The sequence below is a fragment of the Micromonospora sp. DT31 genome, from assembly GCF_049841795.1.
GTDB lineage: Bacteria > Actinomycetota > Actinomycetes > Mycobacteriales > Micromonosporaceae > Micromonospora.
Map to the genome: position 1 here is coordinate 49,348 of NZ_JBNCKZ010000023.1, position 19,053 is coordinate 68,400.

Sequence of the window (19,053 nt, forward strand, 5' to 3'; positions counted from 1 at the left end):
GGGTGCTCAGTGCCGGGCCGGCGGTCCCGGGTCGACGACGAACGCCGGACCGACCCGTCGGCCGCCCCGCGGGCCGGCGGTCAGCAGTTGTGCCGCCCCGGCCGGGTCGCCGTCGCCGGCCGGTTCGAGTGCGTGTACCCATCGGTCGCCGTGCGCCTCGGTGAAGCCGGCGCCGACCACGGCGACCCGCCCGGCCGGGACCCGCACCGGCGTCGCCGGTCCGGCCGGTCCGCTCGCCCCGATCGCCGGGCCCGCCGGGACGCCGGCCGGTTCGGCCCGGCCGCCGTCGGTGACGATCAGGTCGGGTGCGCCGCACCGCACCGCCTCGACCGCGCCGGAGCTGTCGACACGCACGATCGTGGCGCGCAGGTGACCTGCCGGGGCGAGGTCGCGGACCACCTGTTCCAGCGCGGCGACCAACTGCGGCAGGGACGAGCGGGACCGCCCGGCGTGCTCGCGGAACGCCTGCTCGATCGCCCGCCGGGAGGCCGGCGCGGCGAGCGTGGCGCCGGTGACGGCGCCGAGCAGCACGCGCAGGCCGCCGTCGCGGACCGGGACGGCGGCGGCGATCTCGCCGGGTGTGCCGCAGATCGCCAGCGCGGCCCGGCCGGGGCCGGCCGGCATGGCGAACACCGCGACGTCAGGCGCGGCGGCGGCGCGCACGACCTTCGCCGGCCGCCGCCGGGCCCACGCCAGCAACGGCGCCGCGGCCAGGCAGGCGGCGGACGCGAGCAGCGCCGACGGGTCGCCGCGGTGGCCGGGGACCACCGGTACGACGACCGACGCCAGCACCAGCACGCCCGCCCAGGCCGACACCAGCGCGGCCACCCGGGGACGGGTGGACACCCCGAGCAGGCCGGGCAGCAGCACCCAGCCGAGCGGGGTGCTGACCTCGGCGACGCCCATCAGCATCGCGTTCCCGGTGGTGCCCGCCAGGGCGGTCCGCATCGACAGCGAGGCACCCCCACGCATAGGCCATCCCCTCGTCACCCCGAGCCCACCCGCCCGGGCCAGGGCGGCAAGCCTATACCGGACACCCGGGGACACCGCCCGCACCGGTTGGCCGGACGGTGTGCCCAGGCCCCGTCAAGCGTGATCCTTTCGACATGACGACCCGGGGATCGTCTGGATAAGGTTGACCAACCGGCCGTCGATCTTGAGGAGGGTGTGTGCTGGTCCTGGTGGCGGTCCATGCGCTCGCAGCCGTGACCGCCCCGGTGCTGGTACGCATCTGGGGTCGGTGGGCTCTCTACCCGTTGGCGGCCGTGCCCGCCTCGGCCCTGGTCTGGGCCCTGGCCCACACCGGCCCGGTGCGCGCGGGCGAACCGGTCGTCGAGACGGTCACCTGGGTGCCGCAGCTCGGCCTGGATCTGGCGTTGCGGATGGGCACGCTGTCCTGGCTGATGGTGCTTCTCGTCGGCGGCGTCGGCGCCCTCGTGCTGCTCTACAGCGCCCGCTACTTCCACTCCGACGACCCCGGCCTCGGACGGTTCGCCGCGGTGTTCGTGGCGTTCGCCGGCGCGATGCTCGGCCTGGTCGTCTCCGACGACCTGCTGCTGTTGTACGTGTTCTGGGAACTGACCACCGTCTTCTCCTACCTGCTGATCGGCAGCGACCCGACCCAGCGGGCGAGCCGGCGGGCCGCCATGCAGGCGCTGCTGGTGACCACGCTGGGCGGTCTGGCGATGCTCGCCGGGTTCGTCATGCTCGGCCAGCACGCCGGCACGTACCGCTGGTCGGAGATCGCCGGGAACCTGCCCGACGGCAGCTATCTGACCGTCGCCCTGGTGCTGGTCCTGCTCGGTGTGCTGAGCAAGTCGGCGATCTTCCCGTTCAGCTTCTGGCTGCCGCGCGCGATGGCCGCACCCACCCCGGTCAGCGCCTACCTGCACGCCGCGGCGATGGTGAAGGCCGGCGTGTTCCTGGCCGCCCTGATGGGCCCCGCAGTGGGCCAGGCCACCGTGTGGCGCGCCATCCTGCTGGGCGGCGGCCTGATCACGCTGTTCCTCGGCGGCTGGACCGCGTTGCGGCAGGTGGACCTGAAGCTGCTGCTGGCCTACGGCACGGTCAGCCAGCTCGGCCTGCTCATGGTGGTCCTCGGCGCCGGGACCCGGAACACCGCGCTGGCCGGCGTGGCGATGGTGCTGGCCCACGCCCTGTTCAAGGCCACCCTGTTCCTCGTCGTCGGGGTCGTCGACCACGTCACCGGCACCCGGGACCTGCGCGAACTCAGTGGCCTGGGCCGGCGCGCGCCGGCGCTCGCCGTGGTCGCCGGGCTCGCCGCCGCCTCGATGGCCGGCCTGCCGCCGCTGATCGGCTTCGTGGCCAAGGAAGCCGCGCTGGAGGCGTTCCTGCACGGCGGGGCAACCGAACTGCTGGTGCTCGCCGGGGTGGTGGCCGGCTCGGCGCTCACCGTCGCGTACACGATCCGGTTCCTCTGGGGCGCGTTCGCCGGGAAACCCGGCGTGGCCGAGACCCGACCGAAGCGGATCGCCCCGGCGTTCCTCGCCCCGGCGGCCGTGCTCGCCGCCGCCGGCCTCGCGGTCGGTGTCCTCGCCCCGGCCGTGGACCGGGTGCTCGCCCCGTACGCCGACCAGTACCCGACCGACGAGGCGGGCTACCACCTGGCGCTGTGGCACGGGCTGACCCCGGCGCTGGGCCTGTCGGCGCTGGCCGTCTCCGGCGGTGTCGGGCTGTTCCTGCTGCTGCACCGGCGGCGGCCGTACCTGCCCCGGCTGCCCTTCGACGGCTCCAGCGGCTACGACCGGATCGCCGGCGGGGTCGACCGGGTGGCGGTGGAACTCACCGGCGCCACCCAGCGGGGTTCGTTGCCGTTCTACCTGGGCGTCATCCTGCTGGTGCTTGTCGTCCTGCCCGGCGGCGCGCTGCTGGCCGGCGCGCCGTGGCCACGGCGCTACCAGCTGTGGGACACGCCGTTGCAGGCCGTCGCCGGGGCGGTGATCGTCGTCGCGGCGTTGGTGGCCGCGCGCGCCCAGCGCCGGCTGACCGCGATGATCCTCGTCGGGGTGACCGGCTACGGCACCGCGCTGCTGTTCATCCTGCACGGCGCGCCGGACCTGGCGCTGACCCAGTTCCTGGTGGAGACCGTCACGATCGTGATGTTCGTGCTGGTCCTGCGGCGGCTGCCGCGCCGGTTCTCGGCCCGGCCGATCCGCTCCACCCGGCGGTTGCGGGTGGCGCTCGGCGTGGCCGTCGGTGTGGTCGCCGCCGGCATGGCGTACGTGGCGGCGGGCAGCCGGGTGGCGACGCCGATCTCGGCCGACTTCCCGGACGAGGCGGTGTCCTACGGCGGCGGCAAGAACGTGGTCAACGTGACGCTCGTCGACATCCGGGCGTGGGACACGATGGGCGAGATCGCCGTGCTGGTGGTGGCCGCCACCGGCGTGGCCAGCCTGATCTTCCGGGGTTCAGCCGCGCTGGACCTGCGCAGCGGCATCCCCGGTGCGGCCGGCCGGCAGCTCTCCTCGCGGCCCCGCTGGCTCACCGGCGGCAGCACCTCCCGCCAGCAGTCGGTGATCCTCCAGGTGGTCACCCGGCTGCTGTTCCACGCCATCCTGCTCTTCTCGATCTATCTGCTCTTCTCCGGCCACAACGCGCCCGGTGGCGGGTTCGCCGCCGGGCTGGTGGCGGGCCTCGGGCTGGCCGTGCGCTATCTGGCCGGCGGGCGTACCGAGCTCAACGGGGCCGCGCCGGTGGACGCCGGCATGGTGCTCGGCGCGGGCCTGTTCGTCGCGGTCGGCACCGGCGTCGCGGCGATGCTGCTGGGCGGTGAGTTCCTGCAGAGCGCCACGCTCGACTTCCACCTGCCGGTGCTCGGGCACGTGCACTTCGTCACGTCGGTCTTCTTCGACGTGGGCGTCTACCTCATCGTGGTCGGCCTGGTCCTGGACATCCTGCGCAGCCTGGGCGCGGAGATGGACCGCCAGGCGGAGGACGACCAGCAGGAGACCGCCGCGACCGACGTACGGGAAGAGGAGTTGGTGTGACCCCCAACCTGGTCTACGTCCTGGTCATCGGCGTCCTGTTCGCCACCGGCGTCACCCTGCTGCTGGAACGCAGCCTCACCCGGGTGCTGATGGGGGTCATTCTGCTCGGCAACGGCGCGAATCTGCTGCTGCTCACCGGTGGCCGGGCCGGTGGCCCGCCGATCGTCGGCACCATCGCCGAGGAGGAGATGTCCGACCCGCTGCCGCAGGCGATGGTGCTGACCGCGATCGTCATCACGCTCGGCATGACCGCCTTCCTGCTCGCCCTGGCCTACCGCTCCTGGCACCTCAACGGGCACGACGAGGTGCAGGACGACGTGGAGGACCGGCGCATCATGCAGTTGGCCGAACGGGACGAGGGCCCCGGCACCTCCGACGCGGAGACCGCCGAGGCGCAGGTGCTGGCCGCCGGTGAGCGGGGAGGCACCCGATGACCTGGCTCGTTCCGCTGCCGGTGGTGATGCCGCTGCTCGGCGCCGCCCTGACGCTGCTGCTTGCCCGGCGGGCCCGCGCCCAACGGTGGGTCAGCATCGTCGTGCTCGCCGCGACCGTCGCGGTGGCGGCGCTGCTGCTGGTCCGGTCGACGTTCGACGGTCCGCTCGTCGTGGAGGTGGGCGGCTGGGTCGCGCCGATGGGCATCGTGCTCGTCGCCGACCAGCTCGCCGCGTTGATGCTCGTGGTCTCCGCCTCGGTGACCCTGTGCGTGCTCGTCTACTCCATCGGGCAGGGCATGGCCGACGGCAACGAGGAGACGCCGCTGTCGGTCTACCACCCGACCTATCTGGTGCTGACCGCCGGCGTGTGCAACGCGTTCCTCTCCGGCGACCTGTTCAACCTCTACGTCGGCTTCGAGATCCTGCTGGTGGCCAGCTACGTGTTGTTGACGCTGGGCAGCACGGAGACCCGGATCCGGGCCGGCACCACGTACGTCGTGGTCAGCCTCCTGTCCTCGTTGATCTTCCTGGTGGCGATCGGCCTGGTGTACGCGGCCACCGGCACGCTGAACCTGGCCCAGCTCGCCGAGCGCCTGGACTCGCTGCCGGACGACATGCGGTTGGTGTTGCAGGGCATGCTGCTGCTGGCGTTCGGCATCAAGGCGGCGGTGTTCCCGCTGTCCGCCTGGTTGCCGGACAGCTATCCGACCGCACCGGCCCCGGTGACCGCGGTCTTCGCCGGCCTGCTCACCAAGGTCGGCGTGTACGCGATCATCCGCACCGAGACGCTGCTGTTCCCCGGTGGCCGCACCGCCGACCTGCTGATGGTGGTTGCCGCGCTGACCATGGTGGTGGGCATCCTCGGCGCGGTGGCCCAGTCGGACATCAAACGACTGTTGTCGTTCACGCTTGTCAGCCACATCGGCTACATGCTGTTCGGGGTCGGCCTGTCCACGTCGATCGGCCTGTCCGCGGCGATCTTCTACGTGGTGCACCACATCACCATCCAGACCACCCTGTTCCTGGCCGCCGGTCTGGTCGAACGACGCGGGGGCAGCACCTCGCTGGACCGGCTGGGCGGGTTGGCCCGGCTGTCGCCGATGTTGGCACTGCTGTTCTTCGTACCGGCGCTCAACCTGGCCGGCATTCCACCGTTCTCCGGTTTCCTGGGCAAGCTCGGCCTCGTCCAGGCCGGCGTGGACGACGGCGGGGTGCTGGCCTGGGTCCTGGTCGGCGGTGGGCTGCTCACCAGCCTGCTCACCCTCTACGCCATCGCCCGGGTGTGGAACCTGGCGTTCTGGCGGGCCCCGCACCCGGACATGCCGGAGCCCGGTGACGTCGAGCGCGCGTCCCGCACCGAGGGTGCCGAGCAGCCGCACGAGGGTCCGGCGCCGGGCGCGACCGTGCTGCCCCGGCTGATGACCGCCTCCACGGCCGCGCTGGTGGTGCTCGGGCTCGCGCTGACGGTGGTGGCCGGCCCGCTGTTCGACATCAGCACCGACGCCGCCGAGGACCTGCTGCGCCGCACGCCGTACGTCGAGGCCGTGTTCCCCGGGGGTGCGCCGTGACCAGCCGACTGAATCCGGTGCTGCCCCGTCGTGTGCGGTGGCGCAACCGCGCCATCGCCCTCACCGGCCTGGTGATCGTCTGGGTGCTGCTGTGGGGGACCTTCAGCTGGGCCAACCTGATCGGCGGGCTGGCGGTCGGCGCGGTGCTGCTCGTGGTCTTCCCGCTGCCGCCGGTGACGTTCGCCGGGCGCATCCGCCCGGTGGCGCTGCTGCGGTTCCTGGCCCGCTTCCTGTACGACCTGGTGATCGCCTCCGCGCAGGTGGCGTGGCTGGCGGTCCGGCTCGGGGACCCGCCGCGCTCGGCGATCATCGCGGTGCGCCTGCGGGTCAACACCGACCTGAATCTGACCCTGACCGCGGAGGCGCTGTCCCTGGTGCCGGGCAGTCTCATCCTGGAGGCCGACCGGCGGACCGGCACGCTCTACGTGCACGTCGTCGGCCTGCGCAGCCTCGACGAGGTCGAGCGGTTCCGGCGCGGCGTGCTGGAGTTGGAGGCGCGCATCGTCGCCGCCGTCGGCTCGCGCGAGGAGTTGCGCCGAATCGAGGAGTCCGTACCCACCGGTCCACCCGGGCCGGCCGACCTGGAAGGGGCACCGACGTGACCCTCGTCGCCGTGATCGTCACCGTGCTGCTCGTCGTGGCCGGTGGGCTCACCCTCGTCCGCGTCATCCGTGGACCGTCGATCCTGGACCGCGCGGTCGCCACCGACGTGCTGCTCGCCGTCGTGGTCGCGGCCATCGCCACCGAGGCGGCCTACAGCCGGGACGCCACCGCGCTTCCGGTGCTGGTGGTGCTCGCCGTCGTCGGCTTCGTCGGCTCGGTCAGCGTCGCCCGGTTCGCCGCCCGGAAAGGGCCGAAGTGAACCTCGACGCGATCCTCGACACCGTTGCCGGCGTCTGCCTCATCGCGGGCGCGTTGCTCAGCGTGGCCGCCGGCATCGCCCTGGTGCGCTTCCCGGATGTGCTGTCCCGGATGCACGCGGCGGCCAAGCCGCAGGTCCTCGGGTTGCTGCTGGTCCTGATCGGGTGTGCCCTGCGGCTGCGCAGCGGGGTGGACATCACCACTCTGGTGCTGGTCGGCATGTTCCAGCTCGCCACCGCCCCGGTGGCGGCCCACATGGTGGGGCGGGCCGCGTACCCGCACGACGACATCCGCCGGGATCTGCTGATCACCGACGAGCTGGCCGGTGACCTGGACCAGATCCGCGCGGACCGGTCGGAAGAGCCCCGGACCCCACCGCCGGTGCGCGCGTCGTGACCGGTCAGCGGCGCTGCTGACACGGTACGCAGAACCGGGCCACCGGCCGGATCTCCAGGCGGGCGGTCGGGATGTCCCGGCCGCAGCGCTCGCAGACGCCGTAGGTGCCCTCCGACATCCGCTGCAGCGCCTGGGCGGCGTCCGCTACGCCCTGCTGGGCGACCTCGATCAGCCGGCGCAGGGTGTCCGGGTCGTGGCCGCCCTGACCGGGCTGCCGCGCGTCCGTGGTCAGGTCGGTGAGTTGCGCGGTGAACTCCTCGAACTGCCGTTCCAGCAGGTCGCGCAGCGTGCGGGTGCGCTCGTCGAGGGTGTGTGTCATGGTCGTGGTCCTTTCGGAAGAGGTTCCGGTCGGGTGGGGTGGCGCAGCGCCGACATGGCGGCGAGGCCGGCGCCGGTCAACGAGGCGGTACGCGGTGCGGCGGCCCGGTGCACGGTGGCGCCGAGCGTGGCGACCAACCGGGCGGTCAGGTCGGGTCGGGTGGCCCCGTCGCCGACCACGAGCACGCCCCGGGCCAGCGCGGGTCGGACCAGGGGGCGGGCCGCCGGTTCCTGACGCAGCTCGCCGATCAGCCGGGAGACGGTGGCGGCGAGCATCGCGGCGGTCACACCGGCGGCCAGGTCCCGGGTGCCGACCTCGGCGCGGCGGGCGGCGACGATGCGACCGTCGGCCAGCACGGCCACCTCGGTGACCTGGGCGCCGACGTCGGCGATCAGGAGTGTGCCGGCGGCGGCGCCGGCGCCGACGGCGCCCGCCCGGACGCTGTCGACGAACAGCAGCCGCGACGGCGCGAAGACCGCGGTGAGCACCTGCCGGGCCGCCTCCTGGTCGGCCGGCGCGGTGAGGACCGGGCGGCTGGCCACGACGAGCGCCCCCACCGGCACCGCGGCGCGGTGCTCGCGCAGGAGCCGGCGCAGTTCCGCGGTGCAGCCCGGGACGTCGACGACCCGTCCGCGCCGGACGACAGGCGTACGCAGGCCGTGGCCGACCGGGGCGCTCACCACCTGCCCGGGGCCGAGCCAGACCCGCAGGTGGGCGCTGCCCAGGTCCACGGCGACCGGTTCGGGACGCCCGGTGACCGTCGGGCGGGTGGTGTGGGAGCGGCCGACAAGCATCCCCGTGCGCCTCGGAAGACGCAACGGCGTGACCGTGCCGGACATACCGACCTCTTTTCGGATGGCAACAGGCAGCCGCCCGAGGGAACGGCTGCGGATACGCGGATGCCGGCCCGGCCTCGGGCCGGGCCGTCGAAATGGTGCGTTCGCCCTCAGCGGCGCCGGTGACCGGCGGCGGGGGAGAATCGGCCGACGCGTCCGGCGGGGCCTGGCGGCGGGCTCGGCCGGGACAGCGGCGCGCGACCGGCGGGTGACGACACCACAGACGTACGGGCCATGATCACCGCCTCCTTGCTCGGGTAACGCGTCGGACCTCCAGCGTCGCCCGGAACCCGGCGCCCGGCAGTGCGCGCCGTCGGCCAACAACGGTCGGCCTGGTTGCCGGCCGCCGGACAAGTGGCAGGCGTGCCGCCCGCCCGTTGTTGCCGGTGGCGCTGATCAGCGGCCCGGTCGCGGTGGCGATGCCGGGCCGGCTGGGCGTCGCCGGGGCGCGGCTATGGTTGACACATGCGTCACCAGCAGCACCACCGAGCCGTCGGCCAGCCACTCGCGCTGTCGATGCTCGCGGTGCTGGCGGTCGTCCTCCGGGCGCTGCGCAGCGGCCGGGCGCTGGGCATGTGCATCGTGGTCCGGCTGAGTCGGGCGGTCGCGGGCTGCGTCCCCGCCTGGTCGGCCGACCGCGCGCCGCCACAGGTCGTGGCGCCCGCTGGACTGTCCGCCGCGCTGCCCTGACGTCGCCGCTGTTCCCGGTGGTGGCGCGGGTGGCCGTCACCGAAGGAGCCTTCGTGATCATCGAACGCACGAACCTGCCCGGCCTGGGCGTACGCCACGCCTTCACCACCGAGCAGGGCCACCGGATCGCCGTCATCGAGTACCGGGTCGGTGACCGCCGGGACCTCGTCCACGACGACCCGAACGACCCGGACGGCACGATCGCCCTCACGCTCACCCCGGCCGAGGCGTCCGCGTTGGCCACCCTGCTCGGCTTCCCGGAACTGGCCGCCGTCCCCGCCTGACCGTTACGCCGGCAGCGGCCGGCGCGGCCAGTCCAGGGCCCGCGCGCCGAGCACCGCCGCGTGCAGGGTGAACCGGTCCCGGGGGTCGGCGGGGTCGTAGCCGCTCAACGCCCGGATCCGACCCAGCCGGTAGGTGACGGTGCGGACCGACACGTGCAGGCGGCGGGCCGCCTCGGTGGCGACCTCGCCGCAGCCGAAGTACTCGATGAGCGTGTCCAGCAGCGGCCCGGCGCCGCCCCGGGCTTGGTCCAACGGCGTCAACACCGCCCGGACGAGGTCGACCATGGCCGGCTGGTCCCGCAGCAGGACCCGGTAGATCAGCAGGTCGTGGGCGTCGATCACCGACGCGTCGGCGTGCAGCCGGCGGGCCGTGGTGAGCGCCTCCCGCGCCTCCTCGTAGGAGCGGGCGATGCCGTAGAGGCCGGGATGGGGGCGACCGACCGCCACCTGCCACGGCCGGCCGCGCACCAGGCGGTCCAGTTCGCCGTGGATCAACGTGCCCAGGCTTCCGGTCGGCTCGCCGCCGCCGCGCATCGGCGTCACCGTGTCCGCCGGGGCGATCACCACCAGCAGCCCTTCCTTCGTGGCCACCAGCACGTCCCGGTCACCCAGCCGGTCGAAGATGACCCGTTCCAGGGTGCTTATCGCCGCCGCGGTGTCCGGCAGCCGGCGACCCGGCGCGGCCAGGACGACCTGGTGTACGCGGGCCAGGTCCAGCCCGAACGGTTCGGCCCGTTCCACCAGCCCGCCCAGGTCCGAGTCGCCGCGCAGCAGGTCGTCGACGAGTTCCCGGCGCAGCGACTCCTCCCGCCGCACGAGTTCCCGGCGGGCCACCGCGTAGCCCTCGGCGAGCGTGGCGACCGCGGTGTCCATCACGTGCAGGACGGCGTCCGCCGCCGCGCGTACCGTCTCGCTGTCGGTGGACCGGTCCAGGTGCGGCAGTTGCCGCCAGACCAGCCGCGCCGCGGACAGGTAGAGGCGGACCGCCCGGCCCGCCGACACGCCCTGCTCGGCGGCGCGGCGGCCGAGCGCGCCGATCGCGTCCAGTTCGGCACGGCGCGGCCGGCGTCCGCTCACCGCCGCGTCGGTGAGCAGGCGCAGGTAGTCGCCGAGCAGTTCCACCGGCACGTCCCCGGCGTCGGCGCCGGCCTCGCGGGCGACCTCCGCCAGCCACCGGTCGTCGCCGGCCCTGGCCGGGTCCGGTCGCCCGGTGCTGTCGCTCATCACGGTCTCCTGGTGCCGGGGCCGGCACGGCACACCGGCCCGGTTCCCCCAGGGTAGGCCGCGTCGGTCAGGACTCCGTGCCGTCGTGGGCCGCCATCGCCTCCTGCCGGGCGGGCTCCTCGCGCAGGATCGCGCTGTGCAGCCACGGGTCCGGGATCCCGAACCCGTCCACGAGCGTGCGCATGTGCGGACGCAGCTCCTTGAGCAGGCCGTTGACCACTGCCGTGATCGCCTTGGAGCGGGCCGGCGTGAGCCGGGCGTGTTCCAGGAACCAGCCCCGCTCGGCCTCGATGACGGTGAGCGCGTACAGGTCGCAGACCCGGGACAGCAGCGCCCGGACCGCCGGGTCGGCGGTCGCGTCGATGCCGGCGACGAACGCTTCCAGCGTGACCCGGTCGACGTGCGCGGCGGCGACGGCGAGCACGTGGTCCTGGACGTCGTTGAAGATGTCGAACGGGTGGTCCTTCTTGGCGGACGCGCCGCCGCGCAGGCGTCGTACCGCGCCGTCGAGCAGGTGCTTCTCGCGGTCCTCGAACAGCTTCAGCTGCCAGCCCCGGTCGGTGACGGCCACCTCCTCGTCCCGGCCGGGCACGGAGCCGACCAGCCGTTCGATCAGCCCGCGCGCGGCGGTGCGTTCGAGCATCATCTCCCGGACCTGCTCGGCGACGAACGAGGCCCGTCCCCATCCGTCGAGGGACCCGAACTCGTCCCGGTAGCCGGTGAGCAGTCCCTTGGCCACCAGTTGCAGCAGGACGGTGTTGTCACCCTCGAACGTGGTGAACACGTCGGTGTCGGCCTTGAGGCCGGGCAACCGGTTCTCGGACAGGTAGCCGGCGCCGCCGCACGCCTCCCGGCACATCTGGATGGTCCGGGTGGCGTGCCAGGTCTGCGCCGCCTTCAGGCCGGCCGCCCGGGACTCCAACTCCCGCTGCCGGTGCTCGTCGACCGGCCCGTCGCCGCCCTGCACGTCGCTGACCGCGGCGATCAGCTCGGTCTGGGCGAAGTGCAGCGCGTACGTGGTGGCCAGCGCGGGCAGCAGCTTGCGCTGGTGGGCCAGGTAGTCGTTGAGCAGCACCTCCCGGTCGTCGCCGGGCGTGCCGAACTGGCGGCGGATGTCGCCGTAGCGCACCGCGATGGTCAGCGCCACTTTGGTGGCCGCCGACGCCGCCCCGCCCACGCTGACCCGGCCCCGCACCAGGGTGCCGAGCATGGTGAAGAAGCGCCGGGAGTCGTTCTCGATCAGGCTGGAGTAGGTGCCGTCCTCGGCGACCTGCGCGTACCGGTCCAGCAGCATGTCCCGGGGCACCCGCACGTGGTCGAAGCTGAGGCGGCCGTTGTCCACGCCGAGCAGCCCGCCCTTGGGGCCGGCGTCGCCGATGGTCACGCCGGGCAGCGGGTTGCCCTGTTCGTCGCGGATCGGCACCAGCCACGCGTGCACGCCGTGCCGCTCGCCGTTGGTGACGAGTTGGGCGAAGACCACCGCCATCCGGCCGTCACGGGCGGCGTTGCCGATGTAGTCCTTGCGGGCCGCCTCGTGTGGGGTGTGCAGGTCGAAGGTCTGCGTCGCCGGGTCGTAGGTGCAGGTGGTGCGCAGTTGCTGGACGTCGGAGCCGTGGCCGGTCTCGGTCATGGCGAAGCAGCCGAGAAGCGCGCCGGAGGCGATGTCGCGCAGGTAGGCGTCGTGGTGCCGGCGGGTGCCCAACGCCACCACCGCGCCACCGAACAGGCCCCACTGCACGCCCGCCTTCACCATCAGCGACAGGTCGACCTGGGCCAGCATCTCGCTGGCCACGATCGAGGCGCCGACGTCGGACCGGCCGCCGTACTCGCTCGGATAGGCCGACGGCATGCCCTGCTCGGTGGGCAGCTCGGCGAGCAGCCGGGTGATCCGCTCGCGGGCCTGGTCGCCGGTCTCGCCGTACACCGGCAGGAAACGGGCGTCGAGTTTGCTCCGGTGGGCGTCGCGGACCTCCGCCCACGGTCCGTCGAGCACTTCCTGCAGGCGGGCCGGGTCGATGGAACCGGGGACGTTGCTCATGGCTACCTCGGAAGACGACGTCATGGCTACAGCTCGTACCCACTTCACGTTACCCACCGCTACAGTGGCGCGGTGAGGAACTTCACGGGCCGGCCGGACACGCCGCCGCCCGCGAGCCGGGCCGCGCGACCACCCCTCCGGCCGCCCAGACAGGGAGACCATGACCGGCACCGTCTACGAGAACGCCCGGATCCACACCCTCGACCCGGCCCGTCCGCACGCCGAGGCGATGCTGGTGCGCGGGGAGCGAATCGTCACCGTCGGTGACCTCGCCGAATGTCGGGACCGGGCCGGCGCCGGCGCGCGCCGGGTCGACCTCGACGGGATGGCCGTGCTGCCCGGCCTGATCGACAGTCACCTGCACTCGGCGACCTACGTGCGCGGGCTGGACCAGGTCGACCTGCGCGGCACGACGAGCCTCGACGAGGCGCTGAGCCGGATCGCGCGGCACGCCGCCGGCCTGGCGCCGGACGCCTGGCTGCTCGGTGGGCGGTGGGACAGCCACCGGTGGACCCGGCCGGTGCAGCCGACCCGGGCCGACCTGGACCGGGTCTGCCCGGACCGCCCGGCGGCGCTGCCCAGCATCGACGGGCACACCATCTGGGTGAACAGCGCCGCGCTGGCCCGGCTCGGCATCCACGCCGGCACCCCCGACCCGGTGGGTGGGCAGATCGCGCGCGACGAGCAGGGCGAGCCGACCGGCATCCTGCGCGAGGCGGCCGCCGACGTGGCGTACGACGTCGTGCGCTCCCCGCACGCCGGTGACCTGGTCGCCCAGCTGCGCACCTACCTGCCCCGGCTGCTCGCCGTCGGGTTGACGAGCATCCACGACCTCGACGGGCAGGACTGCCGCGCCGCCTACCAGACGCTGTACGCCCAGGGTGACCTGCCGCTGCGGGTGCACAAGACGATCCCGGCCACGGCGCTGGACGAGGCGATCGACGGCGGTTGGGCCACCGGGGACGGGGACCGGTGGCTGAGCACCGGCCCGGTGAAGATCTTCACCGACGGGGCGCTCGGGTCGCACACCTGCCTGATGACCGAGCCGTACGCCGGTGAGCCCGGCGACCACGGCATCGCGGTCACCCCGGCGGAGGAGTTCGAGCGGCTGGTGGCCACCGCCGCCGGGGCGGGGATCGCGGTGGCGGCCCACGCCATCGGCGACGCGGCGAACCGGATGGTGCTGCGCACGTACGCGCGCTGGCGCGAGTCGGTGGGCCCCGGTGTGGCAGCGCGGCTACGGCACCGCATCGAGCACACCCAGCACCTGCGTCCGGCGGACGTGCCGCTGCTCGCCGGCGCCGGCGTGATCGCCTCGATGCAGCCCACCCACTGCACCAGCGACATCCCGCTGACCAGCCGGATGCTCGCCGGCCGGGACCTGGCCTCGTACGCCTGGCGGAGCCTGCTCGACGCCGGGGCCACGGTGGCGTTCGGTTCGGACGCGCCGGTGGAGGACCCCGATCCGTTCTTCGGCGTCCACGCGGCCGTGACCCGCCAGCAGCCCGACGGCACCCCGCCCGGCGGCGTCGACCCGCACGAGCGGCTCGACCTGGACGCGGCGTTGCGGTGTTTCACCGAGGCCGGCGCGTACGCCTCCTACGAGGAGCACCTGAAGGGCCGGTTGCGCCCCGGCATGCTCGCCGACTTCATCGCGCTGCCCACCGACCCGTACCGGGTCGCGCCGGCGGACCTGCGCGACCTGACCGTGGCGCTCACCGTGGTCGGCGGCGTGGTCCGCTGGCAGCGCTGACGGTGTCCCGTCCGGGCAGCCGGTGCCCGGACGGGACCTGACGGTCAGGCTCCCCTGACCCAGCCGAGGCTGAAGCGGGCGAAGTAGATCCCGCCGGTGTTGCCGACCTCGTACAGGTTGCCGACCGTGCCGTCGGCCAGCACCGCCATCGTCGAGTAGCCGGCGCCGCCGGGCTTGACCAGCGCCCGGGCCGGCCAGCTCGCGCCGTCGTCGGTGGACAGCCGGACGGTGAGGTCGTTGCGCGCGGTCGGGTTCGCGTTGTTGCTGAACAGGGCCGTGCGGATGCGCACCGGCGCCCGGTTGGCGCCGACCTCGGACGGGCGCAGGTAGGACATCTCGTCGGCGTTGCAGAGCGGGTCGGTCAGCAGCGTGCTGGCCGTGGCCTGGCCGAACGTCGCGCCTCCGTCGGTGGAGGTGGCGTAGAACCGGCTGCGGGTCGAGTTGTGCCGCATGTTCTGCACCACCGCGCCGGTGCCGCGCTCGATCGCCTTGCTCTCGTTGATGTTCCCCCCGGCGGATCCGCCCCGCCGCCACGTCATGCCGTGGTCGTCGCTGTAGATGTTGGCGGCGTGGCTGGTGCCCGCCGCGTCCCGGTAGGCGATGGGCTGCACCAGGCGGCCGGCGCTGGTCTGGATGCCGTGGCCGGAGGAGAAGAACACCTGCCGCCAGGTCGGGTCCTTGACCGCCGGGTTCAGCTCCACCGGGGCGCTCCAGGTGGCGCCGTTGTCCCGGCTGGTGATGTAGCGCAGGTGCATGCTGTTCGGGTCGTCGGCGGTGTTCAGGCCGGAGCCGCCGGACCAGAAGCTGATGCCGGGCCGGGGGGAGTAGGTGAAGAAGCAGTAGACGACGCCGGTGGCGCGGTCGACGAGCATGCTGGGGTCGCCGACGCCCTCGCCTGTGGTGGGCGGGGCGTGGATGACCCGGGGCTGCTCGAAGGTACGGCCGCCGTCGGTGCTGCGGGCCATCACGATCTGGATGTTGTTGGTGCCGCCGCCGAGGTCGTACGAGCCGTCGACCCGGGCGTCGGCCACGGCGATGACGGTGCCGTTGTTGGTGACGGCCAGGCCGGGGATGCGGACCGAGGCGACGGTGCCGTCGTACCGGCCGCCCGCCCCGTTGAGGTCGCGGATGACGGTCTGCGTGGTCAGCAGCGTGGTGCTGGTCATCTGGGGATTGCCGGCGGCCAGGGCGCAGGAGGTGGTGCCGCGCAGCGTGGTGTCGAAGCCTGACGCGGTGACCCGCAGGGTGTACGGGGTGCCGGCGCCGACGGTCCAGTAGTGCAGGTAGTTGCCGCCGGCGGCGATCGTGCGGGTCCACGGCGAGCCGGTGCGTCCGGGCCAGGTGACGGTGAGGTCCCGGGCGGTAGTGGTGCGGTTCTCCAGGGCGAGTTGGAGGCGGCCGTTCGTGCAGTCGAAGCTGGTGAGCGCGGACATGCCGGTGCCGCAGTGGAAGATGCCGGTGGTGGTCTCGTCCAGGCCGGTCGGGGTCGTCGTCCGCAGCGTGTACGCGGCGCCGGGCGTGAGCGTCCAGTACAGCTCCGCTGCGGTGCCGGCGGCGACCGTGCGGGTCCACGGGGAGCCGGTCCGGCCGGGCCAGGTGACGGTGTAGGTCTGCGTGGCGGCGCTGCGGTTGTCGAGCAGCAGCAGCAGGCGGCCGGTGGTGCAGTCGGCGCCGACGGTCGCGGTGACGCCGGCGGGGGCGGCGGCGTGGGCGGGTGCGGCGGGGAGGACCGCGAGCAGACCGAGGAGGGCGGCGACGGCGGCGGTCACCCGGCGCGGTATCGCACGGGCAGGGGGCATGGGGGATTCCTTCCGGACGGGTGGGGGATCGAAGCGGCCGCATCAGACATCGGACGTCCGATGTTGGGTACGCTAAGCCGATCGATGGAACCCGTCAAGGAATCGACGTGGCGAACGGTCCACAGGGGAGGCGGCGGCCTCGCGACCGTCCCGAGGTGGGCCGGTGGGTGATCGCGCCCGGTGCGCGGTTGCGCGGGTCAGGGCTGGGCGGCGCGGGCGATGCTCGCCCGGATGGGCGCGTAGTGCTCGGCGACGGCCGACCGCAGTGCCGTCGCGTCGCCGGCGACGACCGCGGCCACGATCGCCCGGTGCCGCTGGGCGGTGATCACGCGATCCTCCGGCTCGGTGCGCAGGGTGGGCGCGACGATCGCCTGGACCCGCCAGAACGCCTCGGTCAACTGGACCAGCAGGTCGTTGCCCAGGGGTTCCATCAACTTCAGGTGGAAGGCCCGGTCGACGTCGAGGAAGTCCTCGCCCCGGGCGGCGCGGCTCTCCATCTCGTCGGCCAGCGCGGCCAGTTCCGCGCGGTGCGCCTCGCCCAGGGTGTCGATGACAGTGCCGGCCAGCCCCTGCTCCAGGGTCTGCCGCACGTCCACCACCTGTCCCAGCACGTGGTGGTCCTCCTCGCCGCTGAGCAGGCCGCGGAAGGTGAGGCTCTCCACCAGGGCGTTGAGGGACATGTGGCCGACGAAGGTGCCGTGACCGTGCCGGACCTCGACGATGTCGAGCGCGGAGAGGATCTTGACGGCCTCGCGGACGCTGGAGCGGCTGGCGCCGACCGCCTCGCACAGCTCCGCCTCGGTGGGCAGGAGGTTTCCCGGCTTCAGGCGGTTGCGCAGGATGTAGTCCTTGATGCTGGCGGCGACCTCCTGCCGGCGGGGGCCGGGGCGCTCGGTGCCGCGTAGCGGGCTCGCGTCAATGGTCGTCATCTGGCCCTTGCCCTTCGTTGCCGAATCTGACACCCTCACCCTACTGGCATCAGACATCAGACGTCATACCCCTGAATCGTAATCCCACAGCGCGAGCGGTCATGCGAGCGCATGCAGAGCCTATGGAGGCATCTACGTGAGCACCACCGGTAAGCCGTCGGGGAGTTGGCGCGGCACGCGACGCCGCGTGCGCTCCCTGGCCGTCGCGTCCCTCGGGGCATCCCTCGCGCTCGGGCTGGTGGCCTGCAGCGGCGGCCCCGCCTCGACCAACTCGGTGGACGGCGGCAAGGGCGGCAACTCGATCGAGGCCACGCTGGCCTTCACGCTGTCCAGCGGATTCGACCCGGGCAACGCCTCCTCGGCCGTGGCCACGGCGGCCAACCAGCACGTCTTCGAAGGTCTCGTCGACCTCGACCCGATCACCCGGGAACCCTACAACGCCCTGGCCAAGGCCGACCCGACCGCCGGCGCCGACGGCCTCACCTACACGGTGGCGCTGCGCGACGGCGCGAAGTTCTCCGACGGCACGCCGGTCACCGCCGAGGACGTGGCCTGGTCCTTCACCCGGGTGCTCAAGCCGGCCGACCCGAAGGCGCCGCCGCTGATGCAGGGCTTCGTGTCCTTCATCGACTCGGTCACCGCCAAGGACGCCACGACCGCCGAGTTCACGCTGAAGTACCCCTTCGCGCTGTTCGCCGAGCGGATCTCGGTCATCAAGATCGTGCCCAAGGCCAAGACCGGCGACGCGGCCGCGACCAAGGCGTTCGACAACGCGCCGATCGGCTCCGGCCCGTTCAAGGTGGACAGCGCCTCCAAGGAATCCGGCATCAAGCTGAGCAAGAACCCGAACTACAACGGCCCCCGTCCGGCCAAGGTCGAGACGATGACGTGGAACACCACCACGGAGGCCTCCGCCCGGGTGTCGGACCTGCAGGGCGGCCGGGTGCAGGCCATCGAGGCGGTGCCGTACCTGAACGTCGACTCGCTCAAGGACAAGTACACGATCGACGTGAAGCAGGCCTTCAACCAGGTCTTCCTCATGTTCAACAACGCCGCCGCGCCGTTCAGCGACAAGCGGGTCCGTCAGGCCCTGCACTACGCCATCGACAAGGACGCGGTCATCAAGACCGCGCTCAACGGCTACGGCAGCCCGGCGACGAGCTACCTCGACGAGGGCAACAAGGACTACCAGAAGGCCGCCACGGTCTACGACTACAACCCGGACAAGGCCAAGGCCCTGCTCCAGGAGGCCGGCGTCACCAACCTGTCGTTCCAGCTCGACACCACCGACAGCTCCGTGGTCAAGGACGTCGCCCCGCTGGTCATCGAGCAGTGGAAGAAGATCGGCGTGACCGCCACCCTCAACACGGTGCCGTCCTCGGCCATCTACGGCGACATCGTGCCGAAGGACACCTTCCGGGTGCTCATGGCCACCGGTGACCCGAGCGTCTTCGGTGTCGACACCGACCTGCTGATGCGCTGGTTCTATTACGGCGAGACCTGGCCGGGTCTGCGCTACCGGTGGAGCGACGCCGACCGTAAGGCCATGGCCGACCTGCTGGACAAGGCCGCGCAGACCTCCGACGAGGCCGCCCGCAAGGCGCTGTGGAAGCAGGCACTCGACCGGGTGGCCGACCAGGCCCCGCTCTACCCGATCCTGCACACCAAGGTCGTCACCGCGTACGACCCGGGCAAGCTGGACGGCTTCTCCGGCGCCGCCACCACCGGCCTGTACTTCCAGGGCGCCGGCCGCGCGGGCTGAGCCCACGCTCGGGGCTCCGGCCCCGCCCCCGTCCCCCCCCGGCCCACGTGACCCGGGGGGCCGGGGGGGCGGGCGGGCTGCCCCGCGCGTACGCCCGTACCCGCGCCGCCGCGCAGGTGGCGTTCGGCGACGACCGGGTGTACGTGGAGCGGT

Annotated in this window: 17 protein-coding genes; 10 read left to right on the plus strand and 7 right to left on the minus strand. The window is 73.2% G+C overall.

The genetic code is table 11. From position 1 onward, the window contains the following. Window positions 1-6 precede the first annotated feature (6 nt). Window positions 7-972, minus strand: coding sequence for a SpoIIE family protein phosphatase (locus ACLQ2X_RS25845; RefSeq protein WP_425683675.1), 966 nt, complete (start codon window positions 970-972; stop codon window positions 7-9). 197 nt (window positions 973-1,169) lie between these two features. Between ACLQ2X_RS25845 and ACLQ2X_RS25850 the strand changes: the two genes are divergently transcribed. From ACLQ2X_RS25850 to mnhG, 6 genes are read left to right on the plus strand one after another with little or no spacing between them, the layout of a single operon-like run. Next, complete coding sequence (locus ACLQ2X_RS25850; protein WP_425683676.1) at window positions 1,170-4,007, plus strand: Na+/H+ antiporter subunit A; 2,838 nt, start codon at window positions 1,170-1,172, stop codon at window positions 4,005-4,007. Further along, window positions 4,004-4,441, plus strand: a complete 438-nt coding sequence (locus ACLQ2X_RS25855; protein WP_425683677.1) for a Na(+)/H(+) antiporter subunit C — start codon at window positions 4,004-4,006, stop codon at window positions 4,439-4,441. Before ACLQ2X_RS25850 ends, ACLQ2X_RS25855 begins: the two co-directional genes overlap by 4 nt. After that, on the plus strand, window positions 4,438-6,009 hold the full coding sequence (locus tag ACLQ2X_RS25860) for a Na+/H+ antiporter subunit D (RefSeq protein ID WP_425683678.1): 1,572 nt from the start codon (window positions 4,438-4,440) through the stop codon (window positions 6,007-6,009). The genes ACLQ2X_RS25855 and ACLQ2X_RS25860 overlap by 4 nt, the downstream gene beginning before the upstream one ends. Then, complete coding sequence (locus ACLQ2X_RS25865; RefSeq protein WP_425683679.1) at window positions 6,006-6,611, plus strand: Na+/H+ antiporter subunit E; 606 nt, start codon at window positions 6,006-6,008, stop codon at window positions 6,609-6,611. Before ACLQ2X_RS25860 ends, ACLQ2X_RS25865 begins: the two co-directional genes overlap by 4 nt. Continuing rightward, complete coding sequence (locus ACLQ2X_RS25870; protein ID WP_425683680.1) at window positions 6,608-6,871, plus strand: monovalent cation/H+ antiporter complex subunit F; 264 nt, start codon at window positions 6,608-6,610, stop codon at window positions 6,869-6,871. Before ACLQ2X_RS25865 ends, ACLQ2X_RS25870 begins: the two co-directional genes overlap by 4 nt. Next, a complete protein-coding gene (mnhG, locus tag ACLQ2X_RS25875) occupies window positions 6,868-7,266 on the plus strand; it encodes a monovalent cation/H(+) antiporter subunit G (protein WP_425683681.1) in 399 nt (132 codons plus the stop codon). Before ACLQ2X_RS25870 ends, mnhG begins: the two co-directional genes overlap by 4 nt. Before the next feature lie 4 nt (window positions 7,267-7,270). Here the strand turns inward: mnhG and ACLQ2X_RS25880 are convergent, their stop codons facing one another. Together ACLQ2X_RS25880 and ACLQ2X_RS25885 are read right to left on the minus strand one after the other, a co-directional pair. After that, window positions 7,271-7,585, minus strand: coding sequence for a TraR/DksA family transcriptional regulator (locus ACLQ2X_RS25880; protein WP_425683682.1), 315 nt, complete (start codon window positions 7,583-7,585; stop codon window positions 7,271-7,273). Next, window positions 7,582-8,424, minus strand: coding sequence for a cell shape-determining protein MreB (locus ACLQ2X_RS25885; protein ID WP_425683683.1), 843 nt, complete (start codon window positions 8,422-8,424; stop codon window positions 7,582-7,584). The genes ACLQ2X_RS25880 and ACLQ2X_RS25885 overlap by 4 nt, the downstream gene beginning before the upstream one ends. A 462-nt stretch (window positions 8,425-8,886) precedes the next feature. Here ACLQ2X_RS25885 and ACLQ2X_RS25890 point away from each other — a divergent pair, with 462 nt between their 5' ends. Together ACLQ2X_RS25890 and ACLQ2X_RS25895 are read left to right on the plus strand one after the other, a co-directional pair. Further along, window positions 8,887-9,111 carry a hypothetical protein gene (locus ACLQ2X_RS25890; protein ID WP_425683684.1) on the plus strand — a complete coding sequence of 75 codons (225 nt, stop codon included), beginning with the start codon at window positions 8,887-8,889 and terminating at the stop codon, window positions 9,109-9,111. 53 nt (window positions 9,112-9,164) lie between these two features. Continuing rightward, the gene (locus tag ACLQ2X_RS25895) at window positions 9,165-9,395 is read left to right on the plus strand and encodes a potassium transporter TrkA (protein WP_425683685.1); all 231 of its coding nucleotides are present in this window, start codon (window positions 9,165-9,167) and stop codon (window positions 9,393-9,395) included. 3 nt (window positions 9,396-9,398) lie between these two features. Here the strand turns inward: ACLQ2X_RS25895 and ACLQ2X_RS25900 are convergent, their stop codons facing one another. Next, entirely contained in the window at window positions 9,399-10,619 is a 1,221-nt protein-coding gene (locus ACLQ2X_RS25900; protein ID WP_425683686.1) for a PucR family transcriptional regulator, read from the minus strand. Between the two features lie 67 nt (window positions 10,620-10,686). Continuing rightward, complete coding sequence (locus ACLQ2X_RS25905; protein WP_425683687.1) at window positions 10,687-12,657, minus strand: acyl-CoA dehydrogenase; 1,971 nt, start codon at window positions 12,655-12,657, stop codon at window positions 10,687-10,689. Window positions 12,658-12,817: 160 nt separating this feature from the next. Here ACLQ2X_RS25905 and ACLQ2X_RS25910 point away from each other — a divergent pair, with 160 nt between their 5' ends. Then, window positions 12,818-14,410: an amidohydrolase gene (locus ACLQ2X_RS25910; RefSeq protein ID WP_425683688.1), complete on the plus strand. Its 1,593-nt coding sequence runs from the start codon at window positions 12,818-12,820 to the stop codon at window positions 14,408-14,410. Between the two features lie 44 nt (window positions 14,411-14,454). On the opposite strand, the gene ACLQ2X_RS25915 is transcribed toward ACLQ2X_RS25910, so the two are convergent. Together ACLQ2X_RS25915 and ACLQ2X_RS25920 are read right to left on the minus strand one after the other, a co-directional pair. Then, window positions 14,455-16,209 (minus strand): exo-alpha-sialidase, encoded by a 1,755-nt coding sequence (locus ACLQ2X_RS25915; protein WP_425683689.1) that lies wholly within the window; start codon window positions 16,207-16,209, stop codon window positions 14,455-14,457. A 197-nt stretch (window positions 16,210-16,406) separates the two neighbouring features. Further along, on the minus strand, window positions 16,407-17,138 hold the full coding sequence (locus tag ACLQ2X_RS25920; protein ID WP_425683690.1) for a FadR/GntR family transcriptional regulator: 732 nt from the start codon (window positions 17,136-17,138) through the stop codon (window positions 16,407-16,409). A gap of 136 nt (window positions 17,139-17,274) precedes the next feature. Between ACLQ2X_RS25920 and ACLQ2X_RS25925 the strand changes: the two genes are divergently transcribed. Beyond that, entirely contained in the window at window positions 17,275-18,900 is a 1,626-nt protein-coding gene (locus tag ACLQ2X_RS25925; RefSeq protein ID WP_425683691.1) for an ABC transporter substrate-binding protein, read from the plus strand. Window positions 18,901-19,053 lie beyond the last annotated feature (153 nt).